The organism is Corynebacterium gottingense (assembly GCF_002285125.1).
Taxonomy (GTDB): domain Bacteria; phylum Actinomycetota; class Actinomycetes; order Mycobacteriales; family Mycobacteriaceae; genus Corynebacterium; species Corynebacterium gottingense.
This window is the reverse complement of the sequence record NZ_NSGN01000002.1, coordinates 154,719-169,457: the sequence shown is the minus strand read 5'-3', so window position 1 is coordinate 169,457 and position 14,739 is coordinate 154,719. Positions and strand designations below refer to the sequence as shown.

14 protein-coding genes are annotated in these 14,739 nt (G+C 66.0%); 9 read left to right on the top strand and 5 right to left on the bottom strand.

The window, feature by feature from the left end; genetic code table 11:
• The first annotated feature begins 191 nt into the window (after nucleotides 1–191).
• Complete coding sequence (locus CKJ82_RS02950) at nucleotides 192–1,478, top strand: HNH endonuclease signature motif containing protein (protein WP_095536956.1); 1,287 nt, start codon at nucleotides 192–194, stop codon at nucleotides 1,476–1,478.
• On the opposite strand, the gene mobA is transcribed toward CKJ82_RS02950, so the two are convergent.
• Genes mobA through CKJ82_RS02925 form a run of 5 tightly spaced genes read right to left on the bottom strand, consistent with a single transcriptional unit; the run spans nucleotide 1,442 to nucleotide 6,614 of the window.
• Nucleotides 1,442–2,041, bottom strand: coding sequence for a molybdenum cofactor guanylyltransferase (gene mobA, locus CKJ82_RS02945; RefSeq protein ID WP_255456040.1), 600 nt, complete (start codon nucleotides 2,039–2,041; stop codon nucleotides 1,442–1,444). The genes CKJ82_RS02950 and mobA overlap by 37 nt on opposite strands.
• Before the next feature lie 3 nt (nucleotides 2,042–2,044).
• Nucleotides 2,045–2,542, bottom strand: coding sequence for a cyclic pyranopterin monophosphate synthase MoaC (gene moaC, locus CKJ82_RS02940; RefSeq protein WP_095536955.1), 498 nt, complete (start codon nucleotides 2,540–2,542; stop codon nucleotides 2,045–2,047).
• An 8-nt stretch (nucleotides 2,543–2,550) separates the two neighbouring features.
• A complete protein-coding gene (locus CKJ82_RS02935; RefSeq protein ID WP_095536954.1) occupies nucleotides 2,551–3,813 on the bottom strand; it encodes a molybdopterin molybdotransferase MoeA in 1,263 nt (420 codons plus the stop codon).
• Nucleotides 3,814–3,816: 3 nt separating this feature from the next.
• Nucleotides 3,817–4,845 (bottom strand): GTP 3',8-cyclase MoaA, encoded by a 1,029-nt coding sequence (gene moaA, locus CKJ82_RS02930; RefSeq protein WP_240510652.1) that lies wholly within the window; start codon nucleotides 4,843–4,845, stop codon nucleotides 3,817–3,819.
• Entirely contained in the window at nucleotides 4,842–6,614 is a 1,773-nt protein-coding gene (locus CKJ82_RS02925) for a long-chain fatty-acid--CoA ligase (RefSeq protein ID WP_095536952.1), read from the bottom strand. Before CKJ82_RS02925 ends, moaA begins: the two co-directional genes overlap by 4 nt.
• Before the next feature lie 393 nt (nucleotides 6,615–7,007).
• Between CKJ82_RS02925 and rho the strand changes: the two genes are divergently transcribed.
• The 8 genes from rho to CKJ82_RS02885 all read left to right on the top strand — a co-directional run bounded on the left by rho (nucleotide 7,008) and on the right by CKJ82_RS02885 (nucleotide 14,705).
• Entirely contained in the window at nucleotides 7,008–8,846 is a 1,839-nt protein-coding gene (rho, locus tag CKJ82_RS02920; protein ID WP_095275992.1) for a transcription termination factor Rho, read from the top strand.
• Nucleotides 8,846–9,919, top strand: a complete 1,074-nt coding sequence (gene prfA / locus CKJ82_RS02915) for a peptide chain release factor 1 (protein WP_095536951.1) — start codon at nucleotides 8,846–8,848, stop codon at nucleotides 9,917–9,919. The genes rho and prfA overlap by 1 nt, the downstream gene beginning before the upstream one ends.
• Nucleotides 9,920–9,929: 10 nt before the next feature.
• Entirely contained in the window at nucleotides 9,930–10,760 is an 831-nt protein-coding gene (prmC, locus tag CKJ82_RS02910) for a peptide chain release factor N(5)-glutamine methyltransferase (protein ID WP_095536950.1), read from the top strand.
• Between the two features lie 24 nt (nucleotides 10,761–10,784).
• Nucleotides 10,785–11,444, top strand: coding sequence for an L-threonylcarbamoyladenylate synthase (locus CKJ82_RS02905; RefSeq protein ID WP_095275998.1), 660 nt, complete (start codon nucleotides 10,785–10,787; stop codon nucleotides 11,442–11,444).
• Nucleotides 11,445–12,647 (top strand): MraY family glycosyltransferase, encoded by a 1,203-nt coding sequence (locus CKJ82_RS02900; protein WP_095536949.1) that lies wholly within the window; start codon nucleotides 11,445–11,447, stop codon nucleotides 12,645–12,647.
• 11 nt (nucleotides 12,648–12,658) lie between these two features.
• On the top strand, nucleotides 12,659–13,123 hold the full coding sequence (locus CKJ82_RS02895; protein WP_095536948.1) for a Cg1360 family ATP-synthase-associated protein: 465 nt from the start codon (nucleotides 12,659–12,661) through the stop codon (nucleotides 13,121–13,123).
• Between the two features lie 440 nt (nucleotides 13,124–13,563).
• Complete coding sequence (gene atpB / locus CKJ82_RS02890; RefSeq protein WP_095276005.1) at nucleotides 13,564–14,358, top strand: F0F1 ATP synthase subunit A; 795 nt, start codon at nucleotides 13,564–13,566, stop codon at nucleotides 14,356–14,358.
• A 101-nt stretch (nucleotides 14,359–14,459) separates the two neighbouring features.
• A complete protein-coding gene (locus CKJ82_RS02885; protein ID WP_095276007.1) occupies nucleotides 14,460–14,705 on the top strand; it encodes an ATP synthase F0 subunit C in 246 nt (81 codons plus the stop codon).
• Nucleotides 14,706–14,739 lie beyond the last annotated feature (34 nt).

Genomic DNA, 14,739 nt, shown 5'->3' with positions numbered 1-14,739 from the left:
GGCGGGCCGATTTTTCCGCACAGGCGGAAAACCGAATGCATGTGTGTGCGTAAATGTGGCGGGTTCTAAGAGGAGAATGTTCGGCCGTAGTATGCGCGATTACCTGCTATGTTCGAAATGTTCTGACTCCGTGTTCGGTGGGGGTGTTAGTGTTCGCACAAACATGAGATCGATGATTCGGAGACAGGACAGTGACTACCACCTTGGAGCGGCCGAAGAGCCTCAAAGCGCTCTCGGCGGAGATAGTGAAAGCGAGCCACGCGCTGAGCCAGAGCCACGCTGCGGTGCTGGATGCGATAGGGCAGTTTGATGAGGCAGACTACGCCGGCGAAACCGGGTGCCGCAGCACCGCGGCGTGGCTCATCCGTTACTGCAGGATGAAGAAGTCCCGCGCCTACGAATACGCTGATGTTGCCCGCAAGCTGCGCCCATACGAGCTGCTTCGTGAGGCGTTTGCTGGTGGGGAGCTTGATTATTCGACGGTCAGGCTTGTCCTGAAGTACATCACGCCGGACAACGAGGCGGTGCTTGTTGAGCAGGCTGTTGAGCTGGGTTACCACGGGCTCAAGCAGGCGCTGGCGGGCAGTATGGAGAACGATTCGGGCGGATCCACGCACTCCGCCAATGGGTTGCAGCTGAGGGAGGATGGGGAGAAGACTCGAATCTGGGGCACGATGAGCGCTGTCGACGGAGCGCAGTTCAAAGCGGCGCTGAAGGCAGGGGCGCTGGCGTACCACGCCGGGATGAGCGACATGCGCGACTACCTGGATGCGGACGGCATGCTGGACCACGCCAAGCTGGACGCGGCGCTGGACAAGGTCGCCGACCTCCCGGACGCCGCGCAGGCTGACCTGCTGAAATCGGGGACGGGTCTGCCTCCGCAGCGGCTGCTGCTCGCGTCGCTGATGGGGATGGTGCAGCTGGTCCGCTCGGGGATGGCCAGGTCGACCAAGCTCGCCCCGGCAGCGCAGGTGACCATCATGATGGACACCCAGGGGCGGGGATATTTGCCCAACAACACTTCGGTGCCGGCGTTCAGGCTGGCAAACATCGCGGCGAACGCAGAGGCGCGCGGCGTGCTCGCCGACACCCACGGGCTGATCATCAATTACGGGAGAAAGCGCAGGCTGGCCAGCAAAACCCAGATGCAGGCGCTCTCCGCGATGTGGGGAAGTCAATGTGCCATGCCCGGATGCACGCATGAGCACTTCATCGAGGCGCACCACATCGACGACTGGGCCAACGGCGGGCTGACCGACCTGGACAACCTCCTCCCGCTGTGCAGTTCGTGCCACTCCATGGTCTCCGACGGGGAAATACGAATTCTGCGACAGGGCGACGACATCCACTTCGTCGGTCCCGACGGCGCGCGGTGGGTCTCGCGGGACCGGCGCACCCCGCTGCGCGACGACGATGCCCGCGTCATGGCGGAGCTGCCAGATTACGGCGAATGCTTCGACGATTGGTTGGACGCATGAGTGGGGCCGAGTTCGACCTCACCGAGGGCGCCCAGTTCCTCTGGGGTGTCGTAGTCCTGCTCGCGGCCGTCGCCAGGTACGCGCGCCACCTGCGTGGGGGCGTCGAAAAGCCGCTTTGCGGCGACGCCGCTTGTGCCTCCGCGCTCGAGCGCCCGGAGCAGCGCTGTGCGGTGCCAGACGGCGCACAACGGCTGCAAGTAGCTGTCTTCGGCTTCGACTGCAGCGACGTCGGTCTCCTTGTCGGTGAGGGTGCGCACCAGGCAGGGCAGCAGCGCGCCGGACCGGGGAGCGTCCACGGCGATCACGCCGACGAGGTCGGTTTCGAGCGCGCCCAGACCCGCGGCAATCCCCGCGACGGGGCCGCCGAACGGCGGGTCCTCTGCGACCTGGCTGACGCCGCGCAGTCCCAGCGGGAATGGGGACACCACCACGACGTCCGCATCGTCCGGCAACGAGGCGATGACGTGGTCGACCAGCCGCTGGCCGTCGAGTTTGACCTGCGCCTTCTCCGCGCCCATGCGCGTGGACCTGCCGCCAGCGAGGACGATGACGCCGAGCGACACGCGCTACGCCTCCGGCTGCTCGCGCAGCGTGGGCAGCTCGCGCGACCAGTCACCGGAGCGCCCACCCGACTTCGCCGTAATGCCGCAGCGGCGGATGTACGCGGACCGGTCCACACCCTTCACCATGTCCACGATCGACAGCGCGGCGACGTTCACCGCTGTGAGCGCCTCCATCTCCACGCCGGTACGGTCAGCAGTGCGCACTGTCGCCTGGATAAACACGTGGTCCTCGCGCAGCGCAATCTCGACCGCGCAGCCGTGCACGCCAATCGTGTGCGCCAGCGGCAGCAACTCTGGCACGCGCTTCGCAGCGGCGATCCCGGCGACGCGCGCCACCGCGAGCACGTCGCCCTTCGGCACGGTTCCGTTCGCCAGCGCCGCCATCACCTCGGGCGAGCACGCGACCTCGCCCTGCGCCGTCGCCGTGCGCACGGTCGGCCGCTTCTCCGTGACGTCGACCATGTAGGCCTCGCCAGCGCCGTTCAAGTGGGTGAATTCCATCATGCTCCTTAGAGATATACGTGTACTGGGCCAGAGTGCTTATCGACGACAGCGAGCCCGTCCACACCCGCCAACGATGCCACGAAACTCGAGCTCGTCGCCGCCGAAAACGGCTCCGCCACCGCCCGGTCGCCGTCGTACCGCAGCCGGACGGGAACCGCGAACGTCGTGTCCGGCCTCGATGTCGACGGGAACCCGGGTGCACGCTCGGTCACAACCCGCGGACGCTCGGCGAGACGCAGTCGGTCAGTGCGACCGGCGTGGGCTGCAATCAACGGCGCGGCGTACAGGACGAACGAGACGTAGGCGGCAACCGGATTGCCCGGCACGCACACCATTGGGGTGCCGCGGAACGTGCCGGCCCCCTGTGGGCTGCCGGGGCGTTGCGCAACGTGGCCGAACCACATCGACCCGCTCGCCTCGTCCTCCGCCACCGCGCGGACCACATCGAACGCTCCGGCGCTGACGCCGCCGGAAGTAATGACCAGGTCTGAGGATGCGGCGGCGCGGGCAAGGAGGTCCGCGGCGTCGGTGGCGGCGTCGTTGGCGTGGAAGCGCTGGACGGTCCCGCGGTGCCCGGTCGCTGCGGCGGCCAGTTCTGCGAGCATTGGCAGGTTCGAGTCGGGGATCTGCGGGCCGCTGACCGCGCCGGGCCAGGGCACGAGTTCGCTCCCCGTGGACACGACGGCGATGCGAGGCGCCGCGAAGACGTCGACGGTGCGAATGCCGGTGGAGACGCACGCGGCGAGCGTGGGGGCGTCGCAAAGCGTGCCGCGGCTGGCTATCCGCGTGCCGGGGCGGACGTTCTCGCCGGCGCGCCGGATGTGGCGGCGCGAGGTGTCGGCTTCGTTGATGGTCACGTGCTGCGGGAGCGGGTGCGGGCCGCGGGGGATGCTGGTCTGCTCGACCGGGACGACAATCAGGTCGGAGTCGGCTCCGTCGACGGGGGCGCCCGTCATGACCCGGATGGCGTGGCCCGCGGGGCAGGCGAGTGCGGGCGAGCCGGCGGGGACGTCGCCCGCGACCGGGAGCGTCCACGGGCCGGGGGCGGGGAGGTCTGTCGCGTGGACGGCGAACCCGTCGACGGCGGAGTTGTCGAACGGGGGAACGGCGAGTGCTGCGCTGACATCGGAGGCGAGCACGAGGCCGGCTGCGGCGTCGAGCGGGACGTCGCGTTCGACGCGCGGGTGGGCGAGCGAGAGCACGCGTTCGAGGTGTTCGGTAACGCTCGGCCGTGTGCCCTGGCCTTCTCCGGGGTGGTGGGCGCGCATGGGTTAGCCGCCGATCTCGCTCATGAGGCGTTCGGGCTGGAGGAAGCCTTCGTCGTCAATGCCGTGACCTGGCTTCTTCAGCCACATGGCCTGGGCCCAGGCGTCGGCAAGTTCGTCGTCCGAGGCTCCTGCGCGCATGAGGTCGCGCAGCGACACCTCGTCCGCGGTTGAAGAGAATAGGCAGGAGCGGACCGCGCCATCTGTAGTGAGGCGCGTGCGGTCGCAGGCACCACAGAACGGGTGCGTCACCGATGCGATGACCCCCAGGGTGCCCGAGCGGGTGCCGTCCGTGATGTTCCACAGGGCGGCGGGTGCCGAGCCGCGCGGTGATTCGGCGGGCGAGAGCGCGTAGCGTTCCTCGACCCGGGCGAGGATGTCGGTGGCCGTCACCATGTCGCTGCGTCGCCAGTTTTCCCGCGGCCCCAGTGGCATCTGCTCGATGAAGCGCAGCTGGAGTCCCTTGTCCAGGGCGAAGTCGACGAGGTCGAGGATCCCGTCCTCGTTCACCCCCGGCATGACCACCGCGTTGACCTTGACGGGGGTCAGGCCGGCGGCGAGGGCGGCGTCGATGCCCGCGAAAACGTCGTGGATACGGTCGCGGCGCGTCAGGCGCGTGAACAGGTCCGGGCTCGTGGTGTCTAGGGACACGTTGATGCGGTCCAGCCCCGCATCGGCGAGCGCGGTGGCGCGGCGTGCCAGGCCTAGCGCGTTGGTGGTGAGGGCGGTGGTGGGAGGGGTGGGCGTGGCGTCGGTACGCATGCGCTTCGTCGCGGCGACAATCTGCTCGAGCGACTTGCGCAGGAGCGGCTCGCCACCGGTGAAGCGGACCTGGCGGATGCCCAGCGACTCGACGGCGAGACGGATGAGGCGGATGGTTTCCTCGTCCGTGAGTGCTTGCTCGGTGGGCATCCACTCGAGGCCGTCTGCCGGCATGCAGTACGTGCAGCGCAGGTTGCAGCGGTCGGTCAGGCTGACACGGAGGTCTCGGGCGGTGCGTCCGTAGCGGTCATCAAGCGTGCGGGCTCCTGTCACTTTCGCTCCTCTTCGTGCGCGGCCTCCACCTCCGCCGTCGACGGGTTGCCGTGCGACCGGTTGCCGGGGCCGGGTAGCGCGATGATGTCGAATTCGTCGCGGGCGAGGTGCTTGCGCAGGTCCTTCTTGTCAAACTTTCCCACGGAGGTTTTGTCGATGGAATCCACAAACGTCCAGTACTCCGGCGTCATCCACTTGGGTAGCACCGATTCCAGCCCGGCGCGCAGCCGCTCGGCGGTGGCGGGGGACGCCTCGATGCCTTTGAGCAGCTTCGTCACCGCGAGCGGGCGCTCGCCCCACTTCTTGTCGGGGATGCCGATGACGGCGCACTCGACGACGACGTCGGATTCCATGATGAGATTTTCCACCTGTGCGGAATAAATCCACTCGCCGCCGGAGCGGATGACGTCGCGGGCGCGGTCGTAGAGCGTCATGAACCCGTCGTTGGTCACGGTGCCAACGTCGCCGGTGCGGAGCCAGCCGTCGGCGGTGAAGTGCTTGCGGGCGTCGGTAATCTGCTCCCCGCGGAACTCGGAGGCGATTTCTCCGGGCTCCTGGGTCGGGGAGTGGTAGTAGCCCTTGGCCACGAGGTTGCCGCGGACCTGGATCTCGCCCTGGGTCAGGTCCGTCGAGGCCATGATCTGGCCGTCGTTGACCACCCGGTACTCCAGCGACGGCGAGAACCGGCCCTGGGAGATGCGGTACGCCCAGCGAGCCTCGCCGGACGCGCCCGACGGCGGGCGCGCAACCGTGCCCACCGTGGACGTTTCGGTCATGCCCCACACGTGGACAACGTCGACGCCGTAGCGCTCCTCCCACATCTTGATCAGCGCCGGCGGGGCGGGGGAGCCGCCGACGTAGAGCTCCTGCAGGCTCATGCGCTCCGGGGGATTGTGCAGGTAGTGGACCATCAGCTGGATCCAGAGTGTCGGCACGCCGTGGGCGACGCGCGGGTGCGTGGTGGCAATGAGCTTGGCCAGCGTCGGCGCGGACATGTCCGAGTCGGGCAGGACCAGGGGCGCGCCGGCGAGGAACGCGGCGAAGGGCACACCCCAGCTCAGCACGTGGTAGATGGGGATGCAGCAGAGGAAAGATTCGCCATGGGTCACGGCGAGCGAGTCCATGGCGCGCAGGCTTGTCGCCTCGAGCCACAGCGAGCGGTGCGAGTACGCCACGCCCTTCGGCGCGCCGGTCGTCGCGGTGGAGTACACCAGGGCGGCGGCCGTGTTTTCGGGGAGGGTGGGCCAGGGGAAGACGGTGCTGCGGCCGTCGAGAAGCTGCTCATAGCTCGCCGTGCGAACCCCCTCCGGAATCTCCTCCGAGGGTTCCGCGATGGGGTAGAGGCCGGTGAACACGACCGTCTCTACCAGCGGGCAGTGTGCGAGCAGGCGGCCGAGTTTGGGCGCGAGGCGCGGGTCGGCGACCACGACCTTCGCCCCGGAGTGGTTGACAATGTAGGCGATCTGGTCCTCCATGAGCTGGATATTCAGCGGCGTGAAGACCGCGCCCTTCGCGGCGACGGCGAACATCACCTCGAGGTGCTCGGCGCAGTTGTACATGAAGGTGGCCACGCGCTGGTCGCCGTCGATCCCCAGGTCATCGTGCAGTGCGTTGGCGAACGCCCCGGCGCGCGCGCCAATGTCCGCAAACGTGCATTCCTCTGCGCCGGTCGCGCGCCAGGTCGTGCACTTGGTGGACCCGTGGGTGTGCTGCCCGTAGTGCAAAATCTGCGCGACTGAGAACGGCACTTCCTGCATCGTTGAAAGCATGCGGTCTAGTCTAGCCAGTCCGACTCGCCGGAAAACAAGGGCAGGAAGTACACGTGTTGCGCTATGCGTTACACTGTTCGCGGGTTCGACATAGTGCCTGGGCGCTTGACGCGCAGTCGGGGTTCCAGGTAGTTCCCACCAACCCTCCGCACTCGTCGCGTCGCGCACGCAGGCGGCGCACGAATGGTGCGAGGCCAGTGATGCCTTGGCCACCACGACCTCGAGGCCTTTGAGGGGAACACTCGCGGCGAGCAAGTGCCGCATAGAGATTGACACGCCGGTTTAGGCGATGAACGTCCCACATATTGCGCACGGAAACGCGATCGCTTCCGGAGCGCCCGCCGGCTCCTTGGCGGGGGACACCACAATTGGTCAAGCGACGAAAGGACATTCGTGACCGACACGGGTAACGCGGCAGCAGGCGGCAACGCCGATCTTTCCGCACTCAAGATCCCCGAGCTGCGCAAGATGGCGGCGGAAAAGGGCCTGAAGGGCGTCTCCGGTTTGCGGAAGGGCGACCTGATCCAGGCGATTGTGACCGGGGAGGTTCCGCGCAAGGCACGCGCCGCGGCGGCCGAGGCAGCAGCCGAGGAACACACCAACGAAGGGCATCACCGCCGCGCTTCTCGACGCTCCGCTGGTCCCGCGGACGGTGAGCACGCAGCGCAGGACACGCAAGCGGAACAGCCGCAGCAGGGCGAGCAGGCTGAGAACGAGGGGCAGAAGTACGAATCGCGCTCGGCCGCGCGTCGGGCGCGCCGCAACCGCGCACGCCAGGACCAGGACGACAACAACAATCGCGACGACAAGCGCGATGAGAAGCGTGACAACAACGATCACGACAATCGCGACAACCGCGACAACAACAACGACAACAACGGTCGCGGCGGCAAGCACAACAATCGCGGCGGCCGAAACAATAACAACAACAACGACGACGGCAACCAGGGCGGTGGCGGGCGCCGCGGCCGCCGGAACCGCCGCAACCGGAACCGAAACCGTGACAACCGCGACAACCAGCACAATCAGAACGACAACAACCAGCAGTTCGACCCGGAGGAGCTGCAGGAAGTTGCCGGCATCGTGGACATCGTGGACAACAACGCCGCGTTTGTCCGCACCACCGGTTACCGCAAGAACAGCGCAGACGTGTACGTGAACCAGAAGCTGGTGCGCCAGAACGGCCTGCGCGCGGGCGACGCCGTGATCGGCCAGGTTCGCCAGAATGGGCAAAGCCATTCCCACGGCAACGGCCGCAACCGCCAGCGCTACAACCAGCTCGTCCGCGTCGACTCCGTCAACGGGATGACCACGGAGGAGGCGAAGCAACGCGCCGAGTTCCACAAGCTCACCCCGCTGTACCCGAACAAGCGCCTCCGCCTGGAGACCGAGCCGAAGATCCTCACCACCCGCGTGATCGACCTGGTCATGCCGATTGGTAAGGGGCAGCGCGCGCTGATCGTCTCCCCGCCGAAGGCTGGTAAGACGACGATCCTGCAGAACATCGCCAATGCGATCGCCACCAACAACCCGGAGTGCTACCTCATGGTCGTTCTCGTCGACGAGCGCCCGGAAGAGGTCACGGACATGCAGCGCAGCGTGAAGGGCGAGGTCATCGCGTCGACCTTCGATCGCCCGCCGTCAGAGCACACTGCCGTCGCGGAGCTCGCCATCGAGCGTGCGAAGCGTCTAGTGGAGATGGGCCAGGACGTCGTCGTGCTGCTCGACTCCATCACCCGCCTGGGCCGCGCGTACAACAACTCCTCGCCGGCGTCGGGCCGCATCCTTTCCGGTGGTGTGGACTCCAACGCCCTGTACCCGCCGAAGCGCTTCCTGGGTGCAGCCCGAAACATCGAGGAGGGCGGCTCGCTGACCATCATCGCGACCGCCATGGTGGAGACCGGTTCCGCCGGCGACACCGTCATCTTCGAGGAGTTCAAGGGCACCGGTAACGCGGAGCTCAAGCTGGACCGGAAGATCGCGGAGCGCCGCGTGTTCCCAGCGGTGGACGTCAACCCGTCCGGTACGCGCAAGGATGATCTGCTCATGAGCCCGGAGGAGACGCGCATTATGCACAAGCTGCGCCGCATCCTCTCGGCGCTGGATCCGCAGCAGTCCATCGATATGCTGATTAAGCAGCTGAAGAAGACGAAGTCGAACGGCGAGTTCCTCATGGGTGTGGCCAACTCCGCTCCCATGGTCGCGGACAAAGACGAAGAGGAGTACAAGTAATGGCGAATGAAGTCTCACTTGTAGACGACTACGTCTCCGAGTACCAGGGCATCCAGGCCCAGATGAGTGACCCGGAGGTGACCTCGGACCAGAACCTGTTCCGCAAGCTGTCCAAGCGCTACGCCGAGTTGCAGCCGATCATCAAAGCGAACGACGCGCTCCAGCAGGCCAAGGACGACCACGAGGCAGCAGCCGAGATGGCCAGCGAGGACAAGGAGTTCGCGGAGGAGGCGGAGCGCCTCGAGGGCGAGATCGTCCGCCTGGAGGAGGAGCTCGCAGACCTCCTCGCCCCGCGCGACGAGCACGATGGCGACGACGTCATCATGGAGCTCAAGGCCGGTGCGGGCGGCGAAGAGGCCGCCCTGTTCGCGGGCGACCTGGCGCGCATGTACCAGAAGTACTGCGAGAAGAACGGCCTGAAGTGGGACGTCCTCGACGCTGCGGAGACCGACCTCGGCGGTATCAAAGACATGACGGTGTCCGTCAAGGCAAAGAACCCGTCGCGCGACGGCGCCTGGTCCAAGCTGAAGTTCGAGGGCGGCGTCCACCGCGTGCAGCGCGTGCCTGTCACCGAGTCCCAGGGCCGCATCCAGACCTCTGCGGCAGGCGTCTACGTCTTCCCGGAGGCCGACGAGGTCGAGTCCGTCCACATTGACGAGAAGGACATCCGCGTCGACGTCTACCGCTCCTCCGGTAAGGGCGGCCAGGGCGTGAACACCACGGACTCCGCGGTGCGCATCACGCACCTGCCCACCAACATCGTGGTGACCTGCCAGAACGAGCGCTCCCAGATCCAGAACCGCGCCCGCGCGATGCAGGTCCTGCAGGCTCGCCTGGACCAGCTTGAGCGCGAGAAGACCGAGGCCGCAGAGGCCGAAGGCCGCGCCTCCCAGGTCCGTACGATGGACCGCTCGGAGCGCATCCGCACCTACAACTGGCCGGAGAACCGCATCTCGGATCACCGCATCAACTTCAAGGCGAACAACCTGGATTCGGTCCTCGACGGCAACATGGAGGACCTGATCACCGCGCTGCAGACCCACGAGCGCCAGGAGCGACTTGAAGCCGAGTAGGCGCACCACGATGCGGGAGCAGCTTCTCGACGCCACCTCGATCCTCGCCGACGCCGGCGTCCCCACCCCGGACGTCGACGCCCGCCTGCTCGCCGCCCACGTGCTGGGCGTGAGCCCGATGGCGGTGACGTTTGCGGAGGTGGACGAGACGTTTGCTGAGTGTTTCGCTGGCGTCGTTAAGCGTCGTGCGCAGCGCGAGCCGCTCCAGCACATCACGGGCACGGCCCCCTTCGGGCCGCTCGACCTCGCGGTCGGCCCTGGCGTGTTCATCCCGCGCCCGGAGACGGAAGTCCTGGCCGATTGGGCCGTGCGCACCCTCGCCGCCACGCCGGCGCCCACCGTGGTGGACATGGGTACCGGCTCGGGGGCGCTGGCCATCTACGTTGCCAGCCATATCCCCGAAGCACGTGTGTACGCCGTCGAGCTCTCCGCCACCGCGCGTGAGTACGCGGCGCGCAACGCCGCGTCGAACGGGGTGCGCATCACGCTTGTCGACGCCTCCATGACCGATCCCCAGCTCCTCCGCGACCTCGACGGCGCGGTGGACCTCGTGGTGGCCAACCCGCCGTACGTCCCGGAAACACCGGACCTCGAGCCGGAGGTGTACCTTGACCCGCCCGAGGCCGTCTTCTCCGGTGCCGACGGCATGGACGCGATCCGCGGGCTCGTACCGGTGGCCCAGCGCCTGCTGCGCCCCGGGGGCTGGTTGGGCGTGGAGCATGACGACGTGACGTCGACAAGCACGTGCTCCGTGATTGAGGCCTGCGGCGGCTTCGGCCCGCCGACGGTACTGCGCGACCTGGCCGGGCGGAACCGGTTTGTGCGCGCGAGTAAGCTGTAGCCGAAACGGAACCGAAGGAGCGTTATGGGGAGCATGATCTACAACTGCCTCGAGCCGAGCGGGCGCGAGGCGGGGCTGACCGCTGCGGTTGAACAGGTGCAGGCGGGTCGCTGCGTCGTGCTGCCCACGGACACGGTCTACGGGATCGGCGCTGACGCCTTTAATAACGACGCCGTGGCGAGCCTCCTGGCCACCAAGCGCCGCGGGCCGGACATGCCGGTGCCGGTGCTCGTCGGCTCCTGGACCACCATTCAGGGGCTCGTGCGGGAGTTCTCCGACACGGCGAAGACGCTGGTCGAGGCGTTTTGGCCGGGCGGGCTCTCCATCGTCGTCCCGGAGGCGCCGAGCCTGCCGTGGAACCTGGGCGATACGCGCGGCACCGTGCTGTTGCGCATGCCTAACCAGCCGCTCGCGCTGGAGCTGCTGCAGCGGACGGGGCCGATGGCGGTGTCGTCCGCCAACATCTCTGGCAATCCGCCGGCGCTCAACGCAGCGAACGCGAAGCAGCAGTTTGGCGACGCGATCGGCGTGTACCTCGACGGTGGCGACGCGCAGGTGGGCGAGCCTTCCACGATCATCGACATCTCCGGCCGCCACCCGCAGATCTTGCGCGAGGCCGCGATCAGCGCCGAACGGCTCGGTGAAGTCCTGAACCTTGACCCGGAGAGCTTGCGGAGGAAGTAGATGACGGGAGCTGGCGTCCCGCTGCGCGAGCTCGGCCTCGTCCTGCTCGTAGCCGCCGCAATCACGTACCTAGCCACCGGCCCGGTGCGCTCACTGCTCGTGCGCACCGGGCGTGTCGCGGAGGTCCGCAAACGAGACGTGCACACGCAGCCGACGCCCTCCGTGGGCGGGCTCGCCATGTTCACCGGCTTCGTTTGCGCCGTGTTCCTCGCACAGCAGCTTCCCGCGCTGACCCGCGGGTTTGCGCCGATCACCCCGGAGATGACGGCAGTGCTGGCGGGCGCGTTTGCGATCGTCATCGTCGGCATCGTGGACGACCTCTACGAGCTCGGCGCGATGACGAAGCTGCTGGGGCAGTTCTTAGCCGCCATCATTATGTGTCTGATGGGCATCGCGTTCACCGTGTTCTACGTGCCCTTCGGTGAGGGCACTACGCTGATTCTGGACCAAATGCAGGGGATGGTGATCGCTGCCGTGTTTACGGTGCTGCTGGTCAACGCCGTGAACTTCGTCGACGGCATCGACGGGCTCGCCGCGGGGATCGGCGTCATCGCCGGCGCAGCGATCCTGGTGTTTTCGCTCACCGTCCTGCACGAGCAGGGCGGTGCCGTGTCCGCGTATCCACCTGCGATCATTTGCGCGGCACTCGTGGGCATCTGCGCGGGTTTCCTTCCGCACAACTTTGAGCCGGCACGCATCTTCATGGGCGACTCGGGCGCGATGCTGATCGGATTGCTGCTGGCTGCGGCGTCGATCTCCGCGTCGGGCAAGATCAACATGTCGCTGTACGGGACCGCAGACCTCGTGGCGTTGATCAGTCCGATCATCGTGGTCGCCGCTGCGATTGCGCTTCCGGTGTTGGACCTGGTTTGGGCGGTGATTCGACGCACCGCGAGGGGGCAAAGCCCCTTTGCTGCGGACGCCGGGCACATCCATCACAGGCTGTTGCGCTTGGGTCATACGCACCGACGCACCGTGCTCGTCCTGTACTTCTGGGTCGCCGCTGTGGCGTTTGGCGCGGTGAGCTTCTCCATCGTGCCGGTGCGGGTGGCGGCGGTGTTCACCGCTGTACTCTTGCTCGGCGCCTTTCTGCTCACACTCGTCCCGTTGATGGCCGGAAAGATTGGGCCGAAACCGGTCGAGGCCCCGCAGGGGGCCGGCGAGGGGAGAGGGCGCGGGGAGATCGAGCACGCGCGTAGGTAAACTTACCCACCGTGACTACTTCCAGCCCGAATCCGGAATCCCAGCCCCGCGACCTCAACGTGCGCGACGCCTCCGAGTACACGGACCAGCGTCGGCCAATCATCCGAGCCCTCAAGGTTGCCGGGGGAGCGCTCGTCGCGCTCACGTTGGTCAGCCTGATGGCATGGGGCGCCACGCGCGATCTCCCCGGGATCTGGGCCGTGCTCTTGGGCGTGGCCATTGGCGGTGGGTTCGTGCTGGCCACCGCAGTCACCGTCCTGGTGACCTCCGAATCCTCGCCCAGCACCACGATGGCGGTCGTCCTCGGCGGGTGGCTGGTCAAGATGGTGGTCTTGATTTTGCTCTTCGTCTGGCTGCGTAACTTCAACTTTTATGATTCGACGGCGTTCGGTGTCACCACGCTCGCGGCGCTCGTTGTCGCGCTGGCCGCCGAGGCGTGGGGCGTTATTACGACGAGGACGTCGTACCTGAGCTAGCCCCGAGCTATCCCCGATCCGGCCTGCCCCCGGAGGTGCGCAACCGGGGGTAGCCAGGCCCACGCCTTGGCCAAAGAAGGGGAAAATTCCACCCCTTTTCGCGTGTGTGTGACTGATGTTACAGGAGGGCAAATCTGCAGGCTGTTGAGCCAAAGTTGGGCGCAAACTTCCCAGGTTGAAAGCACATAGTGTCCGAGTCCCCCCAAAGTCCAGGAAACTCGTGATGACCTGTTAAAGTATCCGCTGGGCTTACTTGAGGCAGGGGACTGCCCAGCGCCGCTGGGTCTCGCTGCCTGAAGAGACTCCCCTGTCCCCGCGGAAGCAGATGTGCGACGGAGTCCGCCGCGGGAGACAGCCTTGATGAAGACGTCCATCGCACCGCATTCTTTGAGGATGCGGCCCGAGAACGGGAGAGAACGCTGAGCGTTACAACTTTGGCCATGAAGGGTTCATTCCACGCACCCGAACTTGGTCCAGAAATTTTCCCGGGGCACACGTACGACCAGTTCATTGGTGAAGACTTTGCCAATGGATGGTTCGCGCTCGACCGCATTATGCTTGTCCGACTTCTTGTCGCGGCAATCCTTGTGGTCCTCTTTGTTATTGCCTTTAGGAAGCCGAAGCTGGTTCCTAAGGGGCTGCAAAACTTCGCAGAGATGGGCGTGGACTTCGTCCGCGTCAACATTGCAGAAGATACGTTGGGGAAGAAGGACGGAAACCGGTTCCTGCCGGTCATTGCCACCATCTTCTTCACCGTGCTGTTCATGAATGCCGCGACGATCATTCCGTTCCTCAACATCTCACCTAACGCACGTATCGGCATGCCGGCCGTGCTGGCGGTTGTTGCCTACATCGCGATGATCTACGCGGGCGTCCAGCGCTACGGTGTGGCGTTTTTCAAGCACTCCACCGTCATTCCTGGACTGCCTTTCTTCCTCCACTTCCTCGTGGTGCCGATTGAGATCTTCTCAACCTTCATCCTGCGTCCGGTAACCCTGGCAATTCGTCTGATGGCGAACTTCCTGGCCGGCCACATCATTTTGGTCCTGCTGTACTCTGCTACGAACTTCTTCTTCTGGCAGCTCAACGGGTGGACCGCATTCAGTGGCCTGACCATCATTGCTGCGATTCTGTTCACGCTCTACGAGCTCATCGTTATTTTCCTGCAGGCATACATTTTTGCCCTGCTGACGGCGGTGTACATCGAACTATCGCTGCATGCGGATGCGCACTAACAAAGCGCGACCAACCGGTCAAACTGAATAACCCCTCCACATTGTCACTCGCCCTCCCGCACTAGGAGCGGGGGAGCACCTAGAAAGGGAACGACTTTCACATGAACGACATCATCCTCGCCCAGGCAAACGAGTCTGTCACCGCGTTCGACGGCCTCCAATCCATCGGCTACGGCATCGCCACCATCGGCCCCGGCATCGGTATCGGCATGCTGGTTGGCAAGACCGTTGAGGGCATGGCTCGCCAGCCCGAGATGGCTGGTCAGCTGCGTACCACCATGTTCCTGGGTATCGCCTTCGTTGAGGCCCTTGCCCTCATCGGCCTCGTTGCCGGCTTCCTGTTCTAAGAAAAGCTCGCACCACCTAGCGAACAGATTTCAT

Coding starts and splice junctions, on each gene's coding strand:
- CKJ82_RS02900 (WP_095536949.1), top strand. CDS start 11,445: ATGACGGGAGCTGGCGTCCCGCTGCGCGAGCTCGGCCTCGTCCTGCTC.
- CKJ82_RS02885 (WP_095276007.1), top strand. CDS start 14,460: ATGAACGACATCATCCTCGCCCAGGCAAACGAGTCTGTCACCGCGTTC.
- CKJ82_RS02905 (WP_095275998.1), top strand. CDS start 10,785: ATGGGGAGCATGATCTACAACTGCCTCGAGCCGAGCGGGCGCGAGGCG.
- atpB (WP_095276005.1), top strand. CDS start 13,564: ATGAAGGGTTCATTCCACGCACCCGAACTTGGTCCAGAAATTTTCCCG.
- CKJ82_RS02925 (WP_095536952.1), bottom strand. CDS start 6,614: ATGCTTTCAACGATGCAGGAAGTGCCGTTCTCAGTCGCGCAGATTTTG.
- prmC (WP_095536950.1), top strand. CDS start 9,930: ATGCGGGAGCAGCTTCTCGACGCCACCTCGATCCTCGCCGACGCCGGC.
- CKJ82_RS02935 (WP_095536954.1), bottom strand. CDS start 3,813: ATGCGCGCCCACCACCCCGGAGAAGGCCAGGGCACACGGCCGAGCGTT.
- moaC (WP_095536955.1), bottom strand. CDS start 2,542: ATGGAATTCACCCACTTGAACGGCGCTGGCGAGGCCTACATGGTCGAC.
- prfA (WP_095536951.1), top strand. CDS start 8,846: ATGGCGAATGAAGTCTCACTTGTAGACGACTACGTCTCCGAGTACCAG.